General features: G+C 53.0%; 20 protein-coding genes. 10 read left to right on the forward strand and 10 right to left on the reverse strand.

Going from position 1 to position 24,427, the window contains the following annotated elements; all coding sequences use genetic code 11:
* The first annotated feature begins 17 nt into the window (after window positions 1-17).
* Together CRP01_RS17110 and CRP01_RS17120 are read left to right on the forward strand one after the other, a co-directional pair.
* Window positions 18-1,097 carry a M42 family metallopeptidase gene (locus tag CRP01_RS17110; RefSeq protein WP_099151296.1) on the forward strand — a complete coding sequence of 360 codons (1,080 nt, stop codon included), beginning with the start codon at window positions 18-20 and terminating at the stop codon, window positions 1,095-1,097.
* Between the two features lie 217 nt (window positions 1,098-1,314).
* Entirely contained in the window at window positions 1,315-2,169 is an 855-nt protein-coding gene (locus CRP01_RS17120) for a UbiA family prenyltransferase (RefSeq protein WP_143473418.1), read from the forward strand.
* A gap of 8 nt (window positions 2,170-2,177) precedes the next feature.
* Here the strand turns inward: CRP01_RS17120 and CRP01_RS17125 are convergent, their stop codons facing one another.
* The 3 genes from CRP01_RS17125 to CRP01_RS17135 all read right to left on the reverse strand — a co-directional run bounded on the left by CRP01_RS17125 (window position 2,178) and on the right by CRP01_RS17135 (window position 6,077).
* Entirely contained in the window at window positions 2,178-2,807 is a 630-nt protein-coding gene (locus tag CRP01_RS17125; protein WP_099151299.1) for a hypothetical protein, read from the reverse strand.
* A 97-nt stretch (window positions 2,808-2,904) separates the two neighbouring features.
* Window positions 2,905-3,831: a hypothetical protein gene (locus CRP01_RS17130; RefSeq protein ID WP_099151300.1), complete on the reverse strand. Its 927-nt coding sequence runs from the start codon at window positions 3,829-3,831 to the stop codon at window positions 2,905-2,907.
* 170 nt (window positions 3,832-4,001) lie between these two features.
* Window positions 4,002-6,077, reverse strand: a complete 2,076-nt coding sequence (locus CRP01_RS17135; protein ID WP_099151301.1) for a glycoside hydrolase family 97 protein — start codon at window positions 6,075-6,077, stop codon at window positions 4,002-4,004.
* A gap of 293 nt (window positions 6,078-6,370) precedes the next feature.
* Between CRP01_RS17135 and CRP01_RS17140 the strand changes: the two genes are divergently transcribed.
* The 4 genes from CRP01_RS17140 (at window position 6,371) to CRP01_RS17155 (ending at window position 10,045) form a co-directional block, all read left to right on the forward strand.
* Window positions 6,371-7,597: a pyridoxal phosphate-dependent aminotransferase gene (locus tag CRP01_RS17140; protein ID WP_099151302.1), complete on the forward strand. Its 1,227-nt coding sequence runs from the start codon at window positions 6,371-6,373 to the stop codon at window positions 7,595-7,597.
* Between the two features lie 128 nt (window positions 7,598-7,725).
* On the forward strand, window positions 7,726-8,454 hold the full coding sequence (gene ubiE / locus CRP01_RS17145) for a bifunctional demethylmenaquinone methyltransferase/2-methoxy-6-polyprenyl-1,4-benzoquinol methylase UbiE (RefSeq protein ID WP_099151303.1): 729 nt from the start codon (window positions 7,726-7,728) through the stop codon (window positions 8,452-8,454).
* Window positions 8,427-9,149, forward strand: coding sequence for a type IX secretion/gliding motility protein PorT/SprT (gene porT / locus CRP01_RS17150; RefSeq protein WP_233752700.1), 723 nt, complete (start codon window positions 8,427-8,429; stop codon window positions 9,147-9,149). The genes ubiE and porT overlap by 28 nt, the downstream gene beginning before the upstream one ends.
* Window positions 9,150-9,217: 68 nt before the next feature.
* A complete protein-coding gene (locus CRP01_RS17155; RefSeq protein ID WP_099151305.1) occupies window positions 9,218-10,045 on the forward strand; it encodes a DUF6624 domain-containing protein in 828 nt (275 codons plus the stop codon).
* A 191-nt stretch (window positions 10,046-10,236) separates the two neighbouring features.
* Here the strand turns inward: CRP01_RS17155 and CRP01_RS17160 are convergent, their stop codons facing one another.
* Window positions 10,237-10,818, reverse strand: coding sequence for an acyl carrier protein phosphodiesterase (locus tag CRP01_RS17160; RefSeq protein ID WP_099151306.1), 582 nt, complete (start codon window positions 10,816-10,818; stop codon window positions 10,237-10,239).
* 1,354 nt (window positions 10,819-12,172) lie between these two features.
* Between CRP01_RS17160 and CRP01_RS17165 the strand changes: the two genes are divergently transcribed.
* A complete protein-coding gene (locus CRP01_RS17165; RefSeq protein WP_222845758.1) occupies window positions 12,173-13,384 on the forward strand; it encodes an Nramp family divalent metal transporter in 1,212 nt (403 codons plus the stop codon).
* Window positions 13,385-13,478: 94 nt separating this feature from the next.
* Window positions 13,479-14,195 carry a hypothetical protein gene (locus tag CRP01_RS17170; protein WP_099151307.1) on the forward strand — a complete coding sequence of 239 codons (717 nt, stop codon included), beginning with the start codon at window positions 13,479-13,481 and terminating at the stop codon, window positions 14,193-14,195.
* Here the strand turns inward: CRP01_RS17170 and CRP01_RS17175 are convergent.
* The 6 genes from CRP01_RS17175 to CRP01_RS17200 all read right to left on the reverse strand — a co-directional run bounded on the left by CRP01_RS17175 (window position 14,192) and on the right by CRP01_RS17200 (window position 22,432).
* Window positions 14,192-15,355, reverse strand: a complete 1,164-nt coding sequence (locus CRP01_RS17175; RefSeq protein ID WP_143473419.1) for a sensor histidine kinase — start codon at window positions 15,353-15,355, stop codon at window positions 14,192-14,194. The genes CRP01_RS17170 and CRP01_RS17175 overlap by 4 nt on opposite strands.
* A 13-nt stretch (window positions 15,356-15,368) precedes the next feature.
* Window positions 15,369-15,920 (reverse strand): heme NO-binding domain-containing protein, encoded by a 552-nt coding sequence (locus CRP01_RS17180; RefSeq protein WP_099151309.1) that lies wholly within the window; start codon window positions 15,918-15,920, stop codon window positions 15,369-15,371.
* Window positions 15,921-16,249: 329 nt separating this feature from the next.
* Window positions 16,250-18,328 (reverse strand): alkaline phosphatase D family protein, encoded by a 2,079-nt coding sequence (locus CRP01_RS17185; protein ID WP_099151310.1) that lies wholly within the window; start codon window positions 18,326-18,328, stop codon window positions 16,250-16,252.
* A gap of 30 nt (window positions 18,329-18,358) precedes the next feature.
* Window positions 18,359-20,773, reverse strand: coding sequence for an ABC transporter permease (locus tag CRP01_RS17190; RefSeq protein WP_099151311.1), 2,415 nt, complete (start codon window positions 20,771-20,773; stop codon window positions 18,359-18,361).
* A 117-nt stretch (window positions 20,774-20,890) separates the two neighbouring features.
* The gene (locus CRP01_RS17195) at window positions 20,891-21,283 is read right to left on the reverse strand and encodes a GIY-YIG nuclease family protein (RefSeq protein ID WP_143473420.1); all 393 of its coding nucleotides are present in this window, start codon (window positions 21,281-21,283) and stop codon (window positions 20,891-20,893) included.
* Between the two features lie 93 nt (window positions 21,284-21,376).
* Window positions 21,377-22,432 (reverse strand): PA0069 family radical SAM protein, encoded by a 1,056-nt coding sequence (locus tag CRP01_RS17200; RefSeq protein ID WP_099151313.1) that lies wholly within the window; start codon window positions 22,430-22,432, stop codon window positions 21,377-21,379.
* Between the two features lie 597 nt (window positions 22,433-23,029).
* Here CRP01_RS17200 and CRP01_RS17210 point away from each other — a divergent pair.
* Together CRP01_RS17210 and CRP01_RS17215 are read left to right on the forward strand one after the other, a co-directional pair.
* Entirely contained in the window at window positions 23,030-23,623 is a 594-nt protein-coding gene (locus CRP01_RS17210) for a peroxiredoxin family protein (RefSeq protein ID WP_099151315.1), read from the forward strand.
* Entirely contained in the window at window positions 23,607-24,092 is a 486-nt protein-coding gene (locus CRP01_RS17215; RefSeq protein WP_099151316.1) for a protein-disulfide reductase DsbD domain-containing protein, read from the forward strand. The genes CRP01_RS17210 and CRP01_RS17215 overlap by 17 nt, the downstream gene beginning before the upstream one ends.
* Window positions 24,093-24,427: the final 335 nt, after the last annotated feature.

Below are 24,427 nucleotides of genomic sequence, written 5' to 3' on the forward strand. Positions count from 1 at the left end.
CAACAAGAAAAAACTACATGAAGCTCATTACAAAGGATGCTGAGGCTTTTCTGGAAAAATATCTTAATAATCCCTCTCCCACTGGTTTTGAAGCGCCCGGTCAGCAACTTTGGCTGGAATATATCAAACCTTACATCGACGAATGGCAACTGGATAACTACGGTACGGTCTACGGAGTGATCAATCCGGGTAAGGACTACCGCGTGGTGATCGAAGGGCATGCCGATGAGATCTCCTGGTTTGTGCACCATATTTCCGACGACGGATTCATTAATGTAGTACGCAACGGCGGGTCCGATCACGTGATCGCTCCTTCCAAACGGGTCAATATCCATACGCCCAAGGGCGTGATCAAGGGCGTATTCGGCTGGCCGGCCATCCACACCCGCTCCGGTGAAGATGCCAAACTGACTCCCCAGCCGCACAACGTCTTTATCGACGTGGGTGCCGATTCCAAAAAAGAAGTGGAACAGATGGGCATTCATGTAGGCTGTGTGATCACCTACGAAGACGAAATGCTCGTGCTGAACGATCGCTACTACGTCGGCCGGGCCCTGGATAACCGCATGGGCGGGTTCTGTATCGCCCAGGTAGCCCGACTGCTCCGGGAGAATGAGATCGAACTCCCCTACAGTTTATACATCGTCAACGCCGTACAGGAAGAAGTCGGTTTGCGCGGAGCCGAGATGATCGCCGCCACCATCAAGCCGCACGTCGCCATCGTTACGGACGTTACCCACGATACCCATACGCCGCTGATCAAACCCAAAAAGCACGGCGATGTACGTACCGGCAAAGGTCCGTCCGTGACCTACGCTCCGGCCGTCCACAACAAATTGCTCGGTCTGATCATCGAAACGGCCGAAGCCAACGATATTCCCATCCAGCGGGAAGCGTCCTCGCGGCGTACCGGCACGGATACCGATGCGTTTGCCTATTCCAACGGAGGGGTTCCTTCCGCACTGATCTCCCTTCCGCTGCGTTATATGCATACGACCGTAGAAATGGCCCACAAGGATGATGTGAAGAACGTAATCAAACTGATCTACGAAACCCTGCTCAAAATTGAGAACGGCCATAATTTTAAATATTTTTGAGGTATTCGGAAGCGGTTTTTACGGAGCACATCCGCTGGAGTACGGCGCTATTTTGTGCATTTCCCGTAAGGAAGAAGGAGGAGTGTATCGCAACCACTCTCAGCGGGACCGGTCAGATGCGCCGATCCGGCCGTAAGCAGTTGCGCTCCTGTCGGTAAACGGCTTTCGGCGAACAAGCAGGCAGTAGCCGGGTACCCCAGACTGAAGACCGAGTATTGTGCTACGACCACTCATCAACCTGATCTTATACAGCAACTTATGGATCGCGGCCTGTGCGGCGGCCATGTGCTGGCATACGCAACTGGTGCTTACCGGTGAGTTTCAGCTCCAGCCGCTGGGCGCTTTTGTGTTCTTTGCCACGCTGCTGTTATACGCCATGCACCGGCTGGTCGGGCTCAGTCGGGCCGAAGGATTCAAGGATAAAGGCCGGTACTTTGTGATCGAACGCTTTCAGACCCATATCGGGCTGTACGCCCTGCTTTCCGGCGTAGGCACCCTGTGGTTCTCCTGGCAGCTCCCCTGGAAGGTCTGGTGGTCGCTGGTGCCGGTAGCTCTGATCTCTATGGGCTATGTGCTCCCGATCTTCGGGCGTGGCCGCAGGCTGCGGGATTTCAATTACATCAAGATCTTTCTTATTGCGATCTGCTGGTCCTGGATCACCGTTTACATTCCGGCGCTCGAACTGGGCCTGGAATACAACATTCCGTTGCTGTTCCTGTTCCTGGAACGGATCTTCTTCATTTTTGCCATCACGCTGCCCTTTGATATCCGGGATCTGGAAATTGACCGGGCCAACCACGTACAGACCATTCCGGCCGTGCTGGGCGTACGCAGATCCAAGATCCTGGCGATCGTTGCACTGGTGATCAGTGCCGGTTTTGCCGCCTTTACCTACCGGCTGGATGCCTATTCGGACGGCGGCTTTGCGGGCCTGATCAGCAGTCTGCTGATCACCGGTGCCGTGGTGATAATCACGGATCCCGAACGCCACGACTATTTTTTCAGCGGCATCGTGGACGGCATGATGGTCTTGCAGTTCCTGCTGATCTGGCTGGGCGGGAATATCGGATAGCCCCTCTCCTACTCGCAGGAGGAGTTATACAGCGCAATGATCTTTTCCAGATTGTTAAAGCGGAATTTTCTTTGCCCGATGTTATCCGTGACGGAGGGGCAATCCTTGAGGACCTGCTTCAATATCAGATCGTAATTTTCCTTTTCCAGGCGGATCACCAGTTCCGTATCCTCCGAGGACACGTAATAGGCATCGTCGCGGGAAGCCTGAAAATCCGGATCAAAGACCACCCTTTCGGAGCTCTTTTTACGGTCCGGCAGCGCCTGCGGATCGGGAACGACGAATAGCTGGGCTTTTCCGGCCTCCCGGGGTTCCAGGAATTGCCGCATCCCGTTGTGCGGCCACACCTTGGCGTAGAAGGTCCTGCCCTTCCCCCGGGTAGCTCCCGGTAAAACACCGATGGTATACTGCCGGATGTCTTTGGCCTCCCAGTTTGCGGGAGTCGCTTCCCCGGTCTCCACGATAAAATGGTTGATCAGATCCGGAGCCTGTCTCCAGCCGACCGTACGGATCGTACCGGCAATGGTATCTCCCTCCAGCGAGATCAGAAAGCCCGGGGAGGTACTCTGCCCCATCGCGGTAACAGCGAAACAATTCAGGATTAAAAAGATAAGGATCAATTGGTTAGGATGCTTCATGACTTGAAATAAATTTGCTATTCAAATTTAAATCAATTTTTGCAAACTGCCTTCCTTTCTCTTTTCCCCTGCCCTGCGGAGACTTGAGTGCTTATTCTTAGTGATCCAGTGCCAGTTGTAAATGATCCTCCGGTACGGGGATCTGGTTACGCTGAGCCGTGATGGAATCGTAACGCATTTGTTTTTCCCGCAAAAAACGGGAAGATTCCTGACTGACCTGGGCGAAAGTCTGTTTGGCTTCTTCCAGGGCAAAACGCGATGCAGCGATGGTGATCGGTAAATTGAAAGTACTGTTCGCAGGAATTTTGATGGAAAATTCCAGGGTGACGGCTGTCCCCTGGCCGTTCGGACGGTAACCGCAATTGACCACTTCCGTCGAGCGACCGCTTTGCGGTGCACTGGATCCGAGTACCAGGTACCAGCCGTTGTCAACGTCCACAACGGACCATACCTGAATGTCTTCTTCCCAGGTGGCCCGGTCCGGCCCGTCGGTCATCGTGCCGTCATTGGCGTTGGCGGCGGGACGCAGGTCCGAAAATCCGGTCCAGGCAAAATTGATCACCTGATCCTCATTGGTGGAATTACTGAGATTGTACTCCACGACGAGGGCTTCTTTTCTATCCGGTATAAATTGAAAACGCTGCACCGCCAGTCCGTGGGGCAAACTGGTGTAGAGGTGCTTGGTGGCAAAGGGGTAACTGACAAAAGTGTCGGCTTTGATCAGGCAGGCGGATTCGTCCTCCCAGTAAACCGATGCGGCAAAACCGTCCATCAGCTTGATCGGGTGATCCCAGATACCTTCCGATTCCTGCGGATCCTGCCGGCTTAATTCCGGGAAACCACCGTCCTGGTGACCGACCATATAGAGTTGATCCCCCGCCGTGAGAAAGGAGGAGTCGAGCTGATCGCCGTCCATTTCCACGCCCCTGCCGCGGACCATTTCCTGCAGCCCGCCGTTAAATTCCACGTCCGGCCGGCATTGTATAAATGCTACAGCCAATATTATCCAAATGAGGTGTTTCATAAGATCTTTGCTTTTAATTTTGGAGCACTCCGGGCCAGCCTGCACACCTTTTTCAACTGATTATCAACCACTCGTGCAATAGCTAACCAAATGCTTCCGTCTATAGCTTAAATCTAAAAAACGCCCCAAAAGATCGGTTGAAGGCCGGATATTTGGATTTGGCAACGCCCCTATTGCCGCAATAAACTGATGGCCAGCCCCCCGCCGGGCGCCAGTTGGAAGGTATCGACGGTAGCTGCATTCACCTCGATCGTTTCGATCTCGATACTGGTCGGATTGCGGTCCCAGTGGGCATCTGCGCCGTCCCGGTACACCGTCGTTTTGTATTGCTGCCCTTCCTCCAGGAAACTGAAATCGATGACCACCGTCCGGGCCTCTTCGTCGGTAATGCTGCCGACGAACCAGTTGCCGGTTTCCCGTTCTTTCCGGGCGATGGTGACAAAGTCTCCCACTTCCCCGTTCAGCACCCGGCTTTCGTCCCAGTCGACGCCCACATCGCGGATAAACTGGAAGGCCGGCTGCCCTTCGTAGTGCTCGATCAGATCGCAGGCCATCTGGATCGGGCTGTAGATCACCACGTACAGCGCCAGTTGCTGGGCCAGCGTGGTATTCACCTGACTGCTGTCCTTGTAGGGCGCCAGTTTGATCCGGAACATGCCGGGGGTAAAATCGATCGGGCCGGCCAGCATGCGCGTGAAGGCCACGATCGGCAAGTGCTCAGCGGGGTTCCCCCTTTCCACGGAAGAGGAATTGAATTCCTGTCCCCGCAGGCCTTCCCGGGAAATGGCGTTCGGATAGGTGCGCCGCAGCCCCGTGGGTTTGATCGGTTCGTGCGCATTAATGGCCACCTGGGTCTCAGTTCCCTTTTCCAGTACCCGCCGGAAGTGCTGTACCATAAACTGGCCGTGGTGGTGCTCCCCTTTCGGAATGATCGGCCCCACGTATCCGGATTTTACCGAATGGATCCCCAGTTCTTCCAGCAGGGCGTAGGCCGTATCGAGTTGCTGATCGTAGGTGCGCGGAGCGGCCGAGGTCTCATGGTGCATGATCATTTCCACTCCTTTTTCCCGGGCGTAGCGCACCACCTCCTGCAGATCGTAATCCGGATAGGGTGTGACGAAATCAAAAACGCCTTCGCGATCCTCAAAACCGATCCAGTGTTCCCAGCCGGTATTCCAGCCCTCCACCAGTACCCCACCGATATTGTTGGCGGCGGCGAAATCGATATGCGCTTTGGCGTTTTCGGTAGTTGCGCCGTGTTTTCCGCTGGCCAGGTCCCAACTGGATTTTCCCAGGTGCATTTCCCACCAGATACCGACGTATTTCATCGGTTTAATCCAACTTACATCCCCAAGCCGATTAGGTTCATTCAGGTTGACGATCAGTTTGGATTCGATCAGTCCGGCCGCATCATCGCTGATCTGGATACTGCGCCAGGGGGTGAAGAAGGGCAGGGCCCGTTTCACTTTATAGCCGTGGCGGCTGGAGCCAACCAGTTCACTTTCCAGCGAAAGTTGTTCCGGATCTACTTTCAGCGTCATACCGGCATAATCCGTCAGATTGGCTTCGTGGAAGCTCAGGTGCAGACCGGATGCGGTGCGCATCGTGATCGGCGTATTGACAGCATTTTCCGGGATATAGGTTTGGGCCAGATTCGGATGGTTCCGCTTGGCCAGGGCATCGATCTCACTGAATTTGGTAGTATTGTACAGATGCTCGTAGCTATCCCAGTCGCCGGGGATCCACCAGCAACTGTGGTCGCCGGTAAGCTGAAAACCGGAGCGTTCATCCGTGATGATGACGGTATCGACACCTTCCTGCTCCGGCAGTTCGTAGCGGAAGGCCACCCCGTCGTCGTAGGCGCGGAAGTACAGGTTCATGGCGCGCGCCGGCGCTTCCTTTTCCCGCAAGCGGACCCGCATCTCCTGGTAGTGGTTCCGGACCGTCCGCTGTTCTCCCCAGGGCATTTCCCAGCTTTCGTCGACAATATCGGTACTGCGTTCGGCCACCTCAAATCCCTGCATCAGGGCGGGTTGATCCCGGAATTCCAGCCCCAGGTGGGAGCGGTCGATCACGATCTCATCCTCGTAGCGAACCAGATAAACCGGGGCGCCCGTGTCGTCCAGTTCGAACTCTACCGAGATCTTTTCGTTGGGAGATACGATATTAACCAGGCTGGTTATGTCATTGCAGCTCCAATGGACCATCGTTCCGATGCAGAGCAGCAGCAGAGTAAGATTTTTCATGTCGTTTAAGTTTCCCCGGCGTAAATCCGCCGTTTCTGGGTACTAAATGTATTAAAAATTCAGATTAGTGCGGGAGTAAGTCGGAGAAAAAGGTCAGCCCGGGCCGTAAATAAGTGAACATTATCCATCTAATTGTCAATCATTTACCTTCCAATCCCAACCTTTACCGCTTAGATATATGATCATTTTTGCACGATCGCAGCGAACTGATTAAGTGTCAGAGGGTTTTACCAAGCTGTAAATAAGTCTATCTTTGGCCCTAATTTGCATTTTTTAACCTAAATTATTAACAAATGCCTTCTGTTTCTAAGCGAGGGGAGCAGACGCCATTGTCGCCCTTTCGCAAACTGATTCCCATTGCCGACCGGGTAAAAGCGGCGGGAAAAAAAGTTTATCATCTTAATATCGGTCAACCGGATATCGAATCTCCGGCGGCGGCCATGGCGGCGGTACGAGCGACGGATACTAAGATACTGGCCTACAGCCCGGCAGAAGGTAACGCATCTTACCGGCAAAAACTCGTTGGTTATTACAAAAAGTTCGACATCGATCTGGAACCCGAGCACATCATGGTCACCACCGGTGGTTCGGAGGCGATCCAGTTCATGTTCCTGAGCTGTCTGGACAAGGGAGACGAAGTGATCATTCCCGAACCGTTCTACGCGAATTACAACGGTTTTGCGCACATCGGCGACATCAAGATCAAGCCGATCACGAGTACCATCGATACGGGCTTTGCCCTGCCGGATCCGGAAGCTTTTGAGGCCATCATCGGCCCGAGAACCAAAGCGATATTCATTACCAATCCCAATAACCCTACCGGGTGTTTTTATCCCAAAGAGGCGCTGAAGCAACTGGCTTCCATTGTGAAAAAACACGACCTCTTTTTGTTCGTGGACGAAGTATACCGCGAATTCTGCTACGACGATCAGGAGTTTTTCAGTGCGCTGAACCTGCTGGATATCCAGGAGAACGTCGTAGTGATCGATTCCATCTCCAAGCGCTACAGCGCCTGCGGTGCCCGTATCGGGGCCATCGTTACCTACAACCAGCAGGTCCGGGATGCTGCATCCCGTTTTGCCAAACTGCGGCTGAGCCCTCCGGGTCTGGCCCAGATCTTTGCCGAAGCGACCCTGGATGTGGAGGAGAACTACCTGTCTAACGTCAAAGAGGAGTACGACAACCGTCGTCAGACCGTCTACCGTCGCCTGCAGGCGATGCCGGGTGTGACGAGTTACAAACCGGGTGGCGCATTCTATTGTTTTGCTCAGTTCCCCATCGACGATGCCGATGCGTTCTGCCAGTGGCTACTGGAAGAATTTGAACTGGACGGCGCAACGGTCATGCTGTCGCCGGGACAGGGATTCTACGCGACGCCCGGTCTGGGGCACAACGAAGTGCGTATTGCCTACGTATTGAATACCACGGACCTGGAAGCAGCTATGGATTGCCTGGAAGAGGCGCTCATCAGCTATCCGGGACGGGTGGATAATGCGGTGGAAGCACTAACCGTTAATTAATGATTGGATGATCTGATGATACAATGGTTGGACAATTTAATGCTCTGATCATTGTATCATCCAATAAACTTTCTCCTTCCCCTACCGTTTCCTTTTGGCAACTAGCACGCTAAAAGTACAAGTAAGATATGAGTAAGACTGTAAAGCCATACGAAGCCGAAGGTAGTAAGAAGCAACAGGTGTCTACGATGTTTGACCGCATCGCTCCTTATTACGATTTTCTCAACCGCTTGTTATCCCTGGGGATCGATACGATCTGGCGTAAGAAAGCCATCAACCTGCTCAAAGCCGACCAGCCGCAACGGATCCTGGATGTTGCAACGGGTACCGCCGATGTGGCCATCGAGGCCGCGCACCAGCTGAGTCCCGAAGAGATCATCGGGGTGGATATTTCGGTAGAAATGCTGGAAGTCGGACGTAAAAAAGTGCAGCGGAAGGGCCTCCAGGAGATCATCACTCTGGAGGAAGGGGACTCAGAGAATTTACCGTTCCCGGACAATACATTCGATGCGCTTACCGTTGCATTTGGAGTAAGAAATTTTGAAAATCTGGAGCGGGGCCTGCGCGAAATGCAAAGGGTGCTCAAACCGGGTGGCAAAGTGGTTATTCTGGAATTTTCCAGGCCAACGATCTTTCCATTCCGTCAGCTCTATCATTTTTATTTCAAGAACATCCTGCCGTTTATCGGCAAATTTACGTCCAAAGATCCCAAGGCATATCGCTACCTCTACGAGTCGGTGCAAGCCTTTCCGGATGGGGACAAATTTTTGAACATATTATCCCAAACCGGTTACAAATCGAATCGATGCATACCTTTAACGCTCGGAGTTTGTTCCATTTATCTTGGCGAAAAATAAGCCTTTGCTTACTGTTAGCGATCGGCCTTTCCGCTTCATTGCAAGGCCAGAGAAGAGATCTGGGTAATTACAACTTTTACGACTTTCAGCAAAAATCGTACTATTTCGGAATCACCCTGGCCATCAACCGGGCGTCTTTCCAGCCGTTCCGCTCCCGCGATTTCATCTACAGTGACAGCATTCAGTCCGTAGAATCCATCGAGGGGCCGGGTTTCAACCTGGGTATTGTCACCAACCTCAAGATCGGTCAGTATTTCGATTTTCGATTCCTGCCGACATTGTCCTTTGCCGAAAGGAACCTGCGGTACGACCGGGAAAGCCGGGTGCGGGATTTCACGCAGCGGAAGGTGACTTCCGTACTGGTCGAAATGCCCTTCCACTTCCGGTACAAATCGGAACCGTACAAGGATAAACGCCTGTTCGTGATCGCCGGGATCAAGTACAACTTTGACGTGGCGAGCGATTCGCGTACCCGTCAGGCGGAAACACTGGTCAAGATCTCTCCCCACGATTTTGCCATCGAATACGGAGCCGGGATCCAGTTCTTTTTCCCCTACTTTATTTTCTCACCGGAATTCAAGGTTTCCCACGGTATCGGCAATACGCTGATCTTCAACCCGAATCTGGAGGAAAGTACGGTACTGGAAAAGATCCTCTCCCGCACGTTCACGATCTCCTTCCACTTTGAAGGTTAAGATCGCCTTCGGATACCCCTTAGCGTAGTATGCCCTCCCGGCGTACTGACCGCCGAAAAATGTACAGTATGAAAATAAAACTAACCCTGGTTTTCCTGGTCTCCGCGTTTATTGCCTGCCAGGATACTTCCCTACGTAAGATCACCGAAGAGGAAGTCATTGAACGGATCGTCAACCGGGACATGCCGGACCCCGCCGAGGTCGTCATCAAAAATACCGACGGCGATATCATTTCGGTCGACTCCTTGAAGCAACTGGAAATGACGGGAGCCTACTTCGAAGATTTTTACGCCAACAGCGACAATGAAATCGTCGAAGTAGTCGTCCGCCCCAAAACCGCGGCGGATGATGCGATGATGAAAAAGATCCAGGAACGGGTCAAACCTCCGGTACCCGAACTGCAAACCGTAGCCATAGACTGCGATCAGAAAGCAAAAATCCTGCAGGACCTGTACGAGCGCGATCAGTCCATGCGCACGCAGGGCGGACAGGTAGACCCCAAGGTCGATTTTGCCAACCTCGAAGTGGTGGTCAGTTTGATCGAAAAATGCGGAATGCCTACCCTCGAAGAGGTGAGTAAAGAACAAATGGCCGGCATCTGGGCCGTTCTCCAACACGCCATTCCTCACTACCAGAAGAAATACATTCCCCTACTCGAAGCATCGGCAAAGAACGGTGACATCAGTTGGGAGATCATTGCCGTCATGAAGGATCGCGCCCTCATGTACGATGGCCAACCCCAGATCTACGGCAGTCAGATCAGCAACGGCAAGCTGTACGAACTCGCCGAACCCGAATACGTCAACCAAAGAAGAGCCACCATGGGCATGGGACCGATCGAGCCGTATCTGGAGCGATTCGGCATCAATTTCGATGTTGAGCAGCAAACAAAGTGAAGGTGTTTCTTTATAATGGCAATTCCAATGGCAATGGCAATTTCAATTCCTAAAATCAAGCGAAAAGGCTAATGATGGTCCGAGCGGTCGATGTTTGCTTGCTATTGTAGTTGCCATTGACATTGCCATTAAAAATATCGGATGCCAATTTTGTAGAACTGAACAGTCCAACCAACAACTCCGGGTCAATCTCAGCAGGCACATTCCCGCCGCACATACTCCATGATCTCCGGAAAAAAAGCCAGGAAATCCGCTTCCAGGCGGGGTTCGAACAGCTTCAGACTTTCCACCGCCCCCTGCAATTGCACGGGTTTCGATACCCGGCGCGACATGCGTCGAATGGTCGTTTCCATGCCGTCGTAGGTAGCGTAGTTCATGAGCCAGTCATCTTCGATCATGGCCTTGAGCTGGCGCTGGGTGCGCTCGGGCATCACATCCAGAAAAGCCAGTAATTGCTGGTAGATTTTTTCGGAGAATTCCTCCAGGGATTCGGGATGAAACCGGGACCAGTGGCGGGAAAGGAAAAAATCATAATAGACATCCACCAGCACCGGAGCGTATTTGCCGTGCCGGTCGTACAGCAGTCGGCTGCTTTGCTTCACCCGCGGATGACTGTCCGTGAACATATCGATCTTACGGTGCAACTGGACCCCGATCTGAACCGGTTCCGGCAGAGCGGCGATCTCGCTGTTGCGCAGCAGGTCGCCCAGGAAGTTCCCCGTCACCAGGGTGTCGCTTTCGCAGGATAGCAGCATGTGGGCGAGGAAATTCATGATCGATCTTTTGTTGAAACGCACCCTCCGGTTGCCGGAAGGCCCTGTTCTCCGGTTTGGTATCGCCTGTTTCGGAGAACACCGTCGCGGTAAAGGTAACCATTGACCATCAGCCTTCCAATGTGTGGATAACAAATTGCACCGCAAATAGCTTTTTAGAACCCGACGGATCGGAGAAATCCGCCAGGCTGCCGGCCCATCCTAACGGATCATTCAATTCCTTCCGGTCTGTAATAGATGCAACGCACCGTGCTATTTACTGACCAAATGGATGAAAATACATTGAACTACAGCGTAGCGACCTGATCAAATGAGATAGAAAATCATTAGGACGGTGCGCTGCACCTGAAAATATCGGCCCCATCGTATGCTGTAGCTATAACGGTGCGCTGCACCTAGCACTGACATAAAATTGGTTTGGAAAATTAAAACCAAATTGAGGACAGTGAAAAACTGATGGATTGGAGAAATCCGTCAGGTATGTAGGTAGGTGCAGCGCACCGCACTATTTTCAACCCCAAGGGAGGAAAATAAATAGAGCTACAGCGTAGCGACCTGATCAAATGACATATAGAATCAATGGGACGGTACGCTGCACCTGAAAACACCGGTACCCTCCTATTCCGTAGCAATGACGGTGCGCTGCACCTAGCACTGACATGGATTGGAGAAATCCGTCAGGTCTATAGGTAGGTGCAGCGCACCGCACTATTTTCAACCCCAAGGGAGGAAAATACATAGAGCTACAGCGTAGCGACCTGATAGACCGATACGGAAAATCATTAGGACGGTGCGCTGCACCTGAAAATATCGGCCCCATCGTATGCTGTAGCTATAACGGTGCGCTGCACCTAGCACACTGACATGGATTGGAGAAATCCGTCAGGTCTGTAGCAGGTGCAGCGCACCGTACTATTTTCAGCCCAAAGGGAAGAAAATAAATAGAGCTACAGCGTAGCGACCTAATAGAACGATGTGGAAAATCATCAGAACGGTGCGCTGCACCTGAAAATATCGGTCCCATCGTATGCTGTAGCAATGCCGGTGCGCTGCACCTAGCACTGACATGGATTGGAGAAATCCGTCAGGTCTGTAGGTAGGTGCAGCGCACCGCACTATTTTCAGCCCAGAGGGAGGAAAATAAACAGAGCTACAGCGTAGCGACCTGATAGACCGATACGAGAAATCATCAGAACGGTGCGCTGCACCTGAAAACACCAGTACCCTCCTATTGCGTGGCAATGGCGGTGCGCTGCAACCTATCACGGCGAAATGGTAAGTGCAAGTTGGCATACCCACCCAATCCATATCTGTTTGATTTGCTATTTTAGCCCTAAATACAAATCCTACCCTTTTGAAAAAGAAAACGCAGATCGGACCGGCCGCAATGGTGGCAGCCGCCTTTATCGGACCGGGAACGGTCACCACCGCTACGCTGGCCGGCGCCGGTTACGGCTATACCCTATTGTGGGCCGTTCTATTCTCTACGCTGGCCACGGTACTGTTGCAGGAAATGGCCGCCCGACTGGGTGTGGCGGGCCGACTGGGCCTGGGTGACGCCATTCGGCAAAAAGTCCGGCATCCGGTCTGGCGCATCCTGGCATTTGCGCTGGTACTGATCGCCATCCTCGGCGGCAATGCCGCCTACGAAGCGGGCAATCTGACGGGAGCCGTTCTGGGGTTCGATCAGTGGCGGGTCCAGTTGGGAGTCTGGCAGTTCAATCCGCTGATCCTGCTGATCGGAGCGTTGGCGTTCCTGTTGCTTTTTTCCGGTAAATACCGGACCATCGAGCGTTTTTTGGTATTGCTGGTGGGCACCATGAGTCTGGTGTTTTTCTTTTCGGCCCTGCTGATCCAGCCGGATCTGGGTGCGATTCTGCAGGGATTGTTTGTACCGGTACTTCCCGAAAATGCCCTGCTGATGGTGATGGGGCTGATCGGAACTACGATTGTACCCTACAATCTGTTTCTGCACGCTTCGGCCGCCGCTAAACGCTGGGAGTCAGCCGAAGATCTGCAGCAGGCACGACGGGATACCGTGATCTCGGTCTTTCTGGGTGGTTTGATCACCATGGCCATCGTAATCACGGCCGCGGCGGCGCTGCACGGTCAGGTAGATTCGGTCAATAATGCAGGTGATCTGGCGCAGCAGTTGCGCCCCCTGCTCGGAGAATGGGCCCAGCCATTTCTTTCGCTGGGTTTTCTGGCGGCGGGTCTGTCCTCGTCCATTACCGCTCCGCTGGCGGCCGCCTTTGCTACGGCCGGCATTCTGGGCTGGTCGTCGGAGCTTACAGGCAAAAAATTCCGGATGGTCTGGATGTTTGTGCTGCTGATCGGCATCGCCTTTTCCCTGGTCGGGTTCCGGCCGCTGACGGTGATCCTGTTTGCGCAGATCGCCAACGGTATCCTCCTGCCGGTGATCGCCGCTTTTCTTCTGTGGGTAATGAATGACAAAAATATTCTCGGTGCATTGACCAATACTACCGCCCGCAACGTACTGGGACTGATCGTACTGCTCGTGGCGCTGGGGCTCGGCCTCAAAAGTATTATCGGAGCGCTGGGATAAAAGATCATTGCAGTTTCCCGGCAATGGATGGAAAAGTTGTTAAGGAATACGCAGCGCAGCGTGTCGGCGTTTTGAAATTATAAAAACGCTCAACATGCAAAGACTCTCTGTATTCCTTCTTCTCAGTCTGGGCTGTAGTGGGCTGACAGCCCAATCGGAAACCTGGCTGCAAACGAGCCTGAACGGCTTTTTCTCCCACCAACAAAAAGGAGACATTGATGTCGAGATCGATTTTGCCCATACCGGGCATTTGATCTCCTACGCCGAACCCACTGCGGTCTATCCCGGCCTGGGTATTCAGAAGATCCGGAAAAGCTCCTGGTTCTGGGGCTTTCACATTACCGGACTCACCTTTAGTGTACGGGACGAAGCGGTACTGGATGAATTCAATAACCAGCTGGTCATCCCGATCGACGGCGGCCGGATCACCCATCTCGGGCTTTTCACCCGGCTGGAATACGGGAAGATCTTTCTGAGGGATGGGAACAATAAGGTCTTTCCCGTGTGGAGTGTCAGTCTCGATCCGCACTATCGCTACCGGAGTAAAGTGCCGGTTACCTCCGCCGGATTCCCGCGCCATTTTCATCAACTGGGACTCACGTTACGCCTCATTCCCGGTTTATCCTTCCAACTGGCCGAGCGGCTGTACCTGGACCTGAAGCTCCCCGTCGGATTGAGTAATCTGAGTTTTGAAAGTCATCAACTCGATAACCCGATACTTTCCGATGAGGCCCGGAAGTCCTCCCGGTTTACGAGTCAGATCGGTCTCTACGACCTGCAGGCCCGGATCGGCCTGAATTTCCGGCTCTAAACCGGATCTTTTGCAATGGTGAAATAAAAGCAGGTCCCGACTGCAGTACCGGCCTTTACCCCGATCTCTCCCTGGTGTTGCTGGATGACCTTTTTGCAAACGGAGAGGCCGATACCGTTGCCGTCGTACTCGTGGGCGTGGTGTAATTTCTGAAATACCTTGAAGATCTTGGAGGTATATTTTGCTTCGATACCGATGCCGTTATCCTCGATCTCAAAGTACCAGTAGTCCGGCCGCTCCTCGAAGCGCAGGGCGATTTCCAGCGGGCGTTCACTACGGAATTTGAAGGCATTATGCAGCAGGTTCTGAAAGACCCGCCGGAGGCTCTTTTTATCCCCCTGAATGACCGGCAGGTCCGGGAAATCGATCCTGGCGCCTACTTCGTTGAGGTAGACGTTGAGATCGATCAGGATTTCCGCGATGATCAGGTTCAGGTCAACGGCTTCCATTTCGAGATTGCCGGAATGCAGGTTGGAATAACTGAGCAGATCACGGGTCAGTGAATGCATGCGTTTTGCGGAGCTGATAATGTATTTCAGGTACTCCTGCTGGTTTTCATCCAGTTGATTTTCCCGGGCTCTTTCCAGCAATTGGGCAAACCCCACAATGCTGCGCAGTGGCGTCTGCAGATCATGGGAGACTACATAGGCGTATTCCTCCAGCTCCTCATTGACCATTTTGAGATGGTCGGCCTGCTCTTTCAGCTTGTTGGCCAGCAGGCTGACTTCCTGAATAGAGATCTTCTGGGCCTCCAGCACGAACATGAGGTTAGGCGATATGTCGTACAGAGCGAAGTCACTCAATTCCAGGTTCAGCTCCCGGATCTCCTCTTTGGGATCGAAGATCAGGGAGCCCACAAAAACGATCCCGCCCGACAGGCCTTCCAGTTCCAGGAATTGCCCTTTCAGTTGTTGGTTCGAATTTTTGAAATGCAGGTTCACGGCCTGATCTTCCCGCTGGGCACCGGTTGCCGCATCTATCGGCAAACCGTCATCCGCGCGGAATATCTGTGCAAAGCCGAGTGGCCGGCCGTTCCAGCGCAGCAACTTGGCCAGGCCTTTACCCATGCGGATGAGTTGCCGGTCCCGGTCCATTACAAAATGGAAGGGAAACAATTTTTGAATGAGATTCAGATTGCTGGATAGAATTTTCTGTTCCACGTTGATCTGGGATCTATGCCAGTGGGGTATAGCGTATTTTGAAGGTATCACAGTCCTGTTGTCCTTTAAAGCCAATTTGTTCAATTTCTAATTGCAGATGGAAGCGGTCTCCCAGTCCCTGCATCATGCCCTTTACGAAAGGAGCCAGGCCTTTGCGTTCCGATCGGTATTCCAGATGCAGGGTATTTTCGTCCTTTTCAATACACACGAAAGAGGGCGTGCGTACTCCTGGATAGAACTGGCTCATACCAGCGTGCATTTTATCCAGATTTTTTAAAAAGGTGGGTAAGGAATTCCCGCCGAGCTGCAGTAAGCCGCCGAATCCTTCCTGAGCGGTAAAGGTGATCCAGTGGCGGCCAAAATCGGCCATAATGTCTTCTGCGGGAATGTCGAGTAGTTTGCTGGCTGCTCCAATGAGCCGGTAGGTAACGTGGTCCTGGTAAGGCTGGGCGTTTACAAAGAGCGCTTCTTTTACTTCCGCTTCGGCCTTGATCGTTTCCCACATTTGCATACCATGTCCATTGACCACCAGATCCTGGATGGCTTTGTTGACAAGTCCGTACATGGCGAATAATTTTATCGAAGCCGCGAAGCCAGCCCGCCGAAGGTTTCGGGAAGAGCGCGTACGGTAATCAGACGGCCTGCAAAAGCACCGTCAACGATCGTAACGCCGACCTCCGCTAAACGGAAGTCGTTCTCTTTTAAATTTCAGCAAAACCAGTCTTGCAACCCGATATGCAATACCACCGGCCGTACCGGTCGTATTGTGTGACTTATGAACTATTTCAAAAGAGTTTAACTCAAATATCGGGCCAGGGTTTCAAAACTTTACACCGGGTAAAAAATTTATATCTGATATAAGCCGAAAACGGTCAGCACCTACACCCTATTTCCTCACTGCTTGATCAGGGGATAGGTCCGAAAAGTCGAATGGGATTTTATCCGGTAAAAATAGTTGCCCGGCGGCAGATCGCTCAGGTCCGTGTAGAGTGAAAAGATACCCGCCGGCATCCGCTCGGCCAGGAGGGTCTTCAACCGACGTCCGTCGGCGGCAAGTAATTCAATCGTAAGTTCCGTCGGCGTATTCAGGGCGTATTGCAGCTGATTGTAATTCCGCGCGGGATTGGGAAATGCGGACAGGATCAGCATATCCCGGCCGGCCGGATCGCGCGTGGGGGTGGGAACGGCCGGAGGATCCAGGGGCGCGGGAACATCCTGCACCGCTTTCGGCGGACTCGCAGTGGCTGCGGCCCGCAGGTGATTTTCGCCCTGGCGGGTATAGAAAGCCCCGCCGAACTGCTGCTGGGGATCAACTTGCAGAATGGGCGTATAGTACCAGTTGGCCTGAACGCTATCCGGCTTGACATCCAGGATAAAATAGCCGTGCTGGACGAGATCGGCATACTTCATGTGCGGATTGGGATTGCCCAGTTCCACCGTTCCGTTGGCCACAGCAACCGGGCGGTTGATCTGTGACTGCAGGGCGAGTGCAATAAAGAAGTTGGAGTTCTCATCAAAATTAGCCGAAGTGATACTCGGAGTGGCAAATTCCACCGCCCGGGAACCGGCGCCCGTGGCCGGATCGTAGGCTGGCGTAATTTCGTAAAACGGCTGAGGTCCCAGATCCGCTACTTCCTCCAGGTTGACCGCCACTGCCGGATCGGCCAGATCAAAAGCAAAACTGGTGTGAAAATCTCCGGTAAGGATCACTACATCATCGATAGACTGATCTTTCAGATAGGATAAGATCTCGGATCGCTCGGCCGGATAGCCGTCCCAGATATCCATAAAGGCGCTTTCCGTCGATTCGTAGGTCATATTGACCAGGCTGCCCGCCCAGCCCACGTGGAATTCGGCGAAGATCACCTGCTGACCGATGATCTTCCAGCGGGCGGTACTGTTCGCCAGCCGATCCAGTAGCCAGGCTTTTTGGTCCGCCCCCAGGATCGTGCGTTCCGGATCCTGCAGACGCGGGTCGGTGATATCATTGATCTGGGCTTCCCGCCCTTCCAGCCGCGTATCCAGCAGGATCAGCTCCATCAGTTCACCGTACTGAATGCTCCGGTAGACCTGTTGGGCGGCATTGTCCCGGATGGGCATCCATTCGAAGTAGGCGGATTTGGCATTAGCCTTGCGGTCCGTCCAGTTGCCTTCGGTACCCGGATCGTGATTTTCGGCGCCGTCGGCGTAGCTGTCGTTGGCCGATTCGTGGTCATCCCAGACGGTAATGAAGGGATATTGCTGGTGCAGTCGGACCAGGTTCGTATCCAGTCGGTAGATGGAATAACGCGAGCGGTAATCTTCCAGAGAAATGATTTCTTCCACGGGTTCGAGCGGGCGATCCTTCCAAATGGCTCCGCTGCCGTACACCTGATCGGCATATTCGTAGATGTAGTCTCCCAGATGGATGATGGCGTCCAGGTCCGTACGTTCCGCCAGGCGGGCGTAAGCGTTGAAATAGCCGGCCTGGTAGTTGCTGCAACTGACCACACCAAATTTAAAATGATCGATATTCCCGGCGATCGGCGTGGTTTTGGTCTTTCCCGTCAGCGAGCTTTTTCCCAGCGCGTTGAAACCATAGTAGTAGGTGGTGCCCGGACTCAGCCCGGTCACGTCGACCTTCACGGTATAGTCTCTTTCCGGACCGGTACTGACGGTGCCTTCGGTTACGATATTGGCTAGTTCGGGATCGGTCGCCATTACCCAGTTCAGTTCGAGCGGGCTGCCGTCCGTACTTTCGGGAGTTACCCGGGTCCAGATCACTACCCGGTCCTCGAGCGGATCGCCGGAGGCGACACCGTGGTAGAAAGGCGCCCACTCCAGTTTGAAAAAATCTCCGCTGCCCCTGAGTTCGATGCGATCCTGATGCCACAGGATCGAGCCTTTACCGAAACTATTCGGCTGATCTACCTGAGCCGAAAGCCCGATCAGGGCCATTAGAATGCAATGAAACGAAAGCAGGGACTTTTTCATGGATCTTTTTGTCCACGAGTATAAGTCATTTTAGTCATTTGACAAACTTTCCACTGGATTCGCCCGCGCGGCCCGCAGACAGTGAATACTTACCGTGAGGAAAGCAACGGCAATGGAGGCCAGTCCGGCCAGCACAAAGATCCACCACCTGATATCGATCCGGTAAGCGTATTCCTGCAACCAGTTCCGGACCAGATAATACGCTACGGGCGACGCCAGCACAAGCGCAATGACCACCAGTACCAGAAAATCCCGCGACAAAAGCCGGACCAAACCCGCCGTAGTGGCACCCAGCACCTTGCGGATCCCGATCTCCCGGGTGCGCCGGACGGTATGCAGATGCGAGATCCCGAACAAGCCCAGGCAGCAGATCAGCAGGGCCAGCACGGCCGCGATACTGATGATGCGCTGCCAGCGCTGCTCCCGATCGTATTCCCGCGCATTGAGATCGGTCAGGAACTGATATTCATAGCTGGCATCCGGTATTACTTTCTGATACAGCGCCTCAAAGTCCTGCAGCGCCGCCTGAGTGTTCTCTTTCTTAATTTTCAGCCAGATGCCTCCTCTGTTTCGGGGCAATTGGTAAATAGCCAGCGGTTGCACCGGCTTGTGCAAGGACTCGTAATGGTAATCCGCTACTACGCCCACGATCTGCATGGGTTCCTCCCAGTCCGTAAAATCCGGATGCAGCCGGACGGAAGCTCCGATAGGTTCTTCCAGACCCGCCGCCCGGACAAAGGCTTCGTTTACGATCACTTCCCGCTGGTTCTCAGCGGTAAAGTTTTGTCCCAGGCGCAGATCGATCCCCATCACCGGCAGAAAATGGCGATCAGCTGATTTGTGTACCGCACGCACCTTTTGGTCGCCCACGGTGGTCTCGGCCGACTCGTAACCGAAATCGCCCCCGAATGAGATCGCTTCGAAATTATCGTTCCGGGCCACTTCATTCTGCAGTAACTGCTGGATGGGTGCGTATTCGCGGTTTCCCCCGATATGGGTACGGATCACATAAGCGGGCTCGTAGCCGAGATCCTTTTGGTGGATGAATTCCATCTGCCCCCGGAATACCAGCGTTCCTACCGCCAGGATAAAGGCCAGACTAAACTGCAGCACCACCAGGGCCCGTCCCAAACGCGACCGCCCGGGGGAAACACTGCGGTTGTACAACACATCGCCGGGCTGGAAACCGGAAAGTACGATGGCCGGGTACAGTCCCGACAGCAAAGTTGCCGTCAGGAAGATCAGCGCGAGGCCGAGGCCGAATTTCCAGTTAATAAGATCGGCCAGAGCGACCTGCTTATCGGCCAGTGTATTAAATGCCGGTAGCGCGATGATGGCCAGGATGAGGGCCAATATCAGGGAGATGCCGCACAACAAGGCTGCTTCTCCCAGGAATTGAATGACCAGTCCCCGCCGACTGCTCCCCGTAATCTTACGAATACTCACTTCCCGGGCCCGCCGGAGCGATCCCGCAATATTGATGTTCACAAAATTGATACCGGCCAGCAGAAAGATGAAAAAGGCGATCCCCAGGAAAAGATTGGAATAAACGGGGCGACTTTCGCCCACGGTACCGCCTTCGTGCCAGCCGCTGCCGCCGAGCAGCATATTGAGGTGCATATCCGTAATGGGTTGCAGGCCATAGCTGATATCCGGATCGAAGCTCGCTTCTTCCAGTTGGCCGGCAGCCTGCTGCGCGTAAATACGGTTGAATTTTTCGACCGTTGCCGCCCGATCGGCCCGCTCGTCAAGTAGCAGGAAAGTACCCAGATAGGCATTGAGCCAGTTCTTATCATCAAACGAGAGCTGCAGAAATCGGAACGGCAGCAATACATCAAACTGGATAGAGGAGTTGGCCGGCGGATCGTCCACTACTGCGGTCACCAGCATCGGTTTGTGCCCCAGCCTGCGGGCGGACGGATCGGCATCCAGATGCAGGAGTTTTCCGACGGCATCGGTGGTATTGAAGAAACGCATGGCCGTGCTTTCCGACAAAACGATCGAATTGAGTTCGTCCAGAGCGGTAGCCGGATTGCCCTGCAGCGCCGGGAATGTAAACATCTCCAGGAAATTATCGTCAACGAACAGCATCTGTAAATTCAGCACTTCCCGTTCGTGACGCACATCTCCGTAAATATCGCCGCCGAGTACCCGCACGTAGTCCTGCACTTCCGGTACGGCTTCCCGAAAAGCCGGGCCCTGTACCTGTCCGCTGCCACCGGTCATTTTGGGATCGCTCCCTTCCCGGTCCACCAGTTTGGTCGTGATCCGGTACAATTGATCAGTGTTCTCGTGAAAATTGTCAAAACTGCGTTCATCCAGCCAGTAAGTGACCGCCAGCAACAAACAGGCCACCCCCATGGCCAGTCCGCTGATATTGATGAAGGTATTGAGCTTGTGGTGGGCCAAATGCCGGAGCGCCGTTTTCAGGTAATTGGTAAACATAGTCAGGTTTTTGCAAAATAAACAACAGCATAAACCTACTACTCTTCCGGCGGGCGGCGGGAAAAGAAATGTAAATATTGGTTAAAGGCTTGTAAAAGCTGGTAACGGACCGTTCAGTTACCAGTCTTCCGGGAACAATCCGAACTCCGCGTCGTACTGGATCATGGCGTAAGCGATCGCCGCCAGTAGCAGCAATTGCGGGAACCATCCGAAAAAGAGTATCCAGGCCCGGGCGGTCAGTCGTTCGAAAATATTGAAGCGAAACCACTCCGTACGGCCGGCGGTACGGCCGGCATTGTGGAAGAAGAAACGGGTAGTGGCAAAATAATGGTGCAGGAATTGCTCGACGATGCGCGCGAAAAAAACTTTCCGGCAGATCACGATCTGTACATCCGACCGCACGCCGCGCCGCACACTGGCCAGTCGCCTTTTGGGTATTCTGGAAATACCGATCTTGTGTTTGCGGCTGCCCCGCTTACGCATCAGATAGATATATTGTAGGTCAAACACTTACGAATGAGATTATCGGTTAGTCTGCAATCCGTCACCGGACAACATTAATTAAGGTACGTTTTGGTAGTGAGCTGATAAACGCTCCGGCCGCTAAAATAATTTTAACTGCGGATTTTTCATCCGGTGGAAAAGCTCCAGATTGTATTCGGGATGTTTCCGGTCGCCAAAATACAATTTACGGGCTAACTGCATCTGCTGACCGACCATTTCGGCGATCTTTCCTTCCCCGCGCATCCGTACGCCGAAGCGGGAATCGCTCAGCTCCCCGCCGTGGCAATCCCGAATGCGGTTGAGCACACGGTCCGCCCGGTCCGGCAGATTTTTTCGGATCCAGTCTTCAAAGATCTCCGCTACGTCCCCGTTGAGCCGCACCATGGTGTAATGCATGGAACCGGCACCTAGTTCCGCCACCTTTTTGCCCATTTCCAGAATTTCGTGATCGTTCAGTCCCGGAATGATCGGCGCCATCATGATGTTGACGGGGATGCCGTTGTCCACCAAAGTTTTGACGGTTTTCAGGCGGGCGGCCACCGATGCGGTGCGGGGTTCCAGGGCCCGGCGCAGGCTCTCTTCCAGCGTGGTGATGGAAATGGATACTTTGACCAGGCGTTCCGCCGCCATTTGCCGCAGCAGGTCCAGATCGCGTGTGATCAGACTATTTTTGGTGATCACACCGACCGGGTGCCGGTAGCGCCAGAGGACTTCCAGGATCTTCCGGGTGATCTTCAGTTCGGACTCGATCGGCTGGTAGCAGTCCGTATTCCCGGACAGCATGATGGCCATCGGCTCCCAGTTCTTTTTGCGCAGCGCCGCTTCCAGCAATTCCGGGGCATTCTTTTTGACCAGGATCTTTTGCTCAAAATCCAGGCCGGCGCTGTACCCCCAGTAATTGTGGGTGGGCCGGGCGTAGCAGTAAATACAGCCGTGTTCGCATCCCTGATAGGGATTCATCGACCAGGCGGGACCGATATCCGGACTCGTGACCTTGTTCAGGATGGTTTTCGGATAAACCTCCGTGAATTGCGTACGCGGCCGTTCGCCCGCTTCCTGCAATTCCAGGGGATCACTTTCCCGCACCAGGCTTTCAAAACGACTGGTGGGATTGAGCTGAGCGCCCCGTCCTTTTATATATCGATCATCATTCAATACAAATTGATTTTATTATCCAAATATAAAACAATTATATTTAAAAACGCAGCGGACCTGTAAAAATTGTTTATAGTTAGGTCTGCCCGGGCCGCACTATGCCCGGTAGCTCCTTCCCTACCCCAGGGCTGTTCAGTTCTATAAAAACGCAATGCGAATTTTTCAATTACAATGTCAAGCACAATAGCAATAGCAAGCAAAAGGCAGCTTTCTGCTCCGATTTTGACCCTTTCGCCTGATTTTGAGTTATTGAAATTGCTATTGCCATTGAAATTGCCATTTTTTATTTTCAATAATTTGAGAACTGAACAGCCCTACCTCCCCTACCCCTAGGTTCCGTGCACGCAGGTTCAAGCGCTATTCACTCAACGGGATCGAGTACACAGAAACCAGAACCCGCTCCAGACTCACCTCCACTGGATTCCGGTCGGCGCTGCCCGTACCTTTACCATAAATTCACCCCAGCGGAACAATACTAGTCCCAAAACAACCAATTGAAAAACAATCAATTAACCCCAATCAGACACGTATTTCAACAGTGAAGTCCCGACCAATTATTCTTTGATTAATTAAACCTAAACCTTAAACGTTTCTCTAATGAAAAATCCAGTTTTCGCCTTTCTCGGTCGTTTTGCGGGCCTGACCGCTGTCTGTACTTTTTTGCTGTTCACCCAATATGCGTGTACGGAATCCAGCGCCAATAACAACCAACTCGTAGCCAGTTATATCAGCGAAGCGGCTCCGGCCTTTTCGCTGCCCGATTACGACGGGAACCTCATCAGTCTGGAAGACTACCGGGGAAAATACCTGGTCATCCACATTGCTACCACCTGGTGTCCGTTCTGTAATGCGGAAGCGCCCAACCTGGAAAAGCTCTACCAGAATTACCGGGATCAGGGCGTGGAAGTGATGATCATTGATGTGAAGGAATCCAGGGAGCTGGTAAAATCCAGTCTGATCGACCGGTTCAACCTCAGTTTCCCTGTGCTTTTTGACACGGATGGGAGCGTTGCGGCCAGTTACGCGCCACCGGAAGTACTGCCGGATCTGGCCCGGGACGAAGTCATGCTGGCTTCCAACCTGCTGATCGATCCGGAAGGTAAGATCCGCTTCTTTTCGCTACTGGACTCCCAGAATTTCGACGCCCAATTAGTTGATCTAAAAGCTGTATTGAATGAACTCCTTCCCTAAATACCTGGTACCGTTTTATCTGATCGTTTTCAGTTTTTGCCAGAGCAAACAAAACCAAACCCCCGATGCTTTTATCCAATTGGCCGATCAACCGGCAATAAAGGTCCGGGCCGGATCGGAGGAGAAGGCCGCCCTCGAATTCAGTATCAGCGACGGCTATTATATTCTGGCGGATTACGGTTCGGATCACAACCTGCAGTTTACCAAACTTAACGTGACGGGTAACGATCAGATCCGGACGGGTACACCCGCCTTCCCCGAACCGGCGGACCACATGCTCAGCGGCTCGGATTACAAGATGAAGATCTTTGCGGGCAAATTGAAGATTGCACTGCCGGTGCAGGTGGCAGCAGGAACGGCCAGCCGAAACCACGTACTCGACGGAAAGCTGTCTTATCAGATCTGCAATCATCAGAAGTGTTTTTTCCCCAGGGAACTCGACTTTAAGATGAATATACAGGTGCCGTAGATTTTTCTATCGTAACTCAGATCGACCGGCATTGAACCGAACTTACAGTACAGATTTACAAAATTTTGTAAATTTTGCAAATCGCTAAACCCTGTAACCCCAGTACCCCAAACCAATAAACACCAACCCCAAAACCCATTACCTAAAACCCAATTACTCCGCTGCCCACGATTTCACACCGGCCTTCCACTTTGTTTTGCAGCAAAGTGTCGGGACAGTGTGACTTCGTGGGCAGCTTTTTTTGCGACCATCGATCTGACGGTCACACCACTATAGCTCGGGGCGAACGGAACATTTCATCAAACGTCAGGGACGGTAAGCGCGACTGGTTTTTC

Source organism: Flavilitoribacter nigricans DSM 23189 = NBRC 102662 (assembly GCF_002646595.1).
Lineage (GTDB): Bacteria > Bacteroidota > Bacteroidia > Chitinophagales > Saprospiraceae > Flavilitoribacter > Flavilitoribacter nigricans.

Coding starts and splice junctions, on each gene's coding strand:
- ubiE (WP_099151303.1), top strand. CDS start 7,726: ATGAGTAAGACTGTAAAGCCATACGAAGCCGAAGGTAGTAAGAAGCAA.
- CRP01_RS17130 (WP_099151300.1), bottom strand. CDS start 3,831: ATGAAACACCTCATTTGGATAATATTGGCTGTAGCATTTATACAATGC.
- CRP01_RS17160 (WP_099151306.1), bottom strand. CDS start 10,818: ATGAATTTCCTCGCCCACATGCTGCTATCCTGCGAAAGCGACACCCTG.
- CRP01_RS17180 (WP_099151309.1), bottom strand. CDS start 15,920: ATGTACGGACTTGTCAACAAAGCCATCCAGGATCTGGTGGTCAATGGA.
- CRP01_RS17215 (WP_099151316.1), top strand. CDS start 23,607: ATGAACTCCTTCCCTAAATACCTGGTACCGTTTTATCTGATCGTTTTC.
- CRP01_RS17170 (WP_099151307.1), top strand. CDS start 13,479: ATGCAAAGACTCTCTGTATTCCTTCTTCTCAGTCTGGGCTGTAGTGGG.
- CRP01_RS17110 (WP_099151296.1), top strand. CDS start 18: ATGAAGCTCATTACAAAGGATGCTGAGGCTTTTCTGGAAAAATATCTT.
- CRP01_RS17185 (WP_099151310.1), bottom strand. CDS start 18,328: ATGAAAAAGTCCCTGCTTTCGTTTCATTGCATTCTAATGGCCCTGATC.
- CRP01_RS17135 (WP_099151301.1), bottom strand. CDS start 6,077: ATGAAAAATCTTACTCTGCTGCTGCTCTGCATCGGAACGATGGTCCAT.
- CRP01_RS17155 (WP_099151305.1), top strand. CDS start 9,218: ATGAAAATAAAACTAACCCTGGTTTTCCTGGTCTCCGCGTTTATTGCC.
- CRP01_RS17140 (WP_099151302.1), top strand. CDS start 6,371: ATGCCTTCTGTTTCTAAGCGAGGGGAGCAGACGCCATTGTCGCCCTTT.
- CRP01_RS17190 (WP_099151311.1), bottom strand. CDS start 20,773: ATGTTTACCAATTACCTGAAAACGGCGCTCCGGCATTTGGCCCACCAC.
- CRP01_RS17125 (WP_099151299.1), bottom strand. CDS start 2,807: ATGAAGCATCCTAACCAATTGATCCTTATCTTTTTAATCCTGAATTGT.
- CRP01_RS17210 (WP_099151315.1), top strand. CDS start 23,030: ATGAAAAATCCAGTTTTCGCCTTTCTCGGTCGTTTTGCGGGCCTGACC.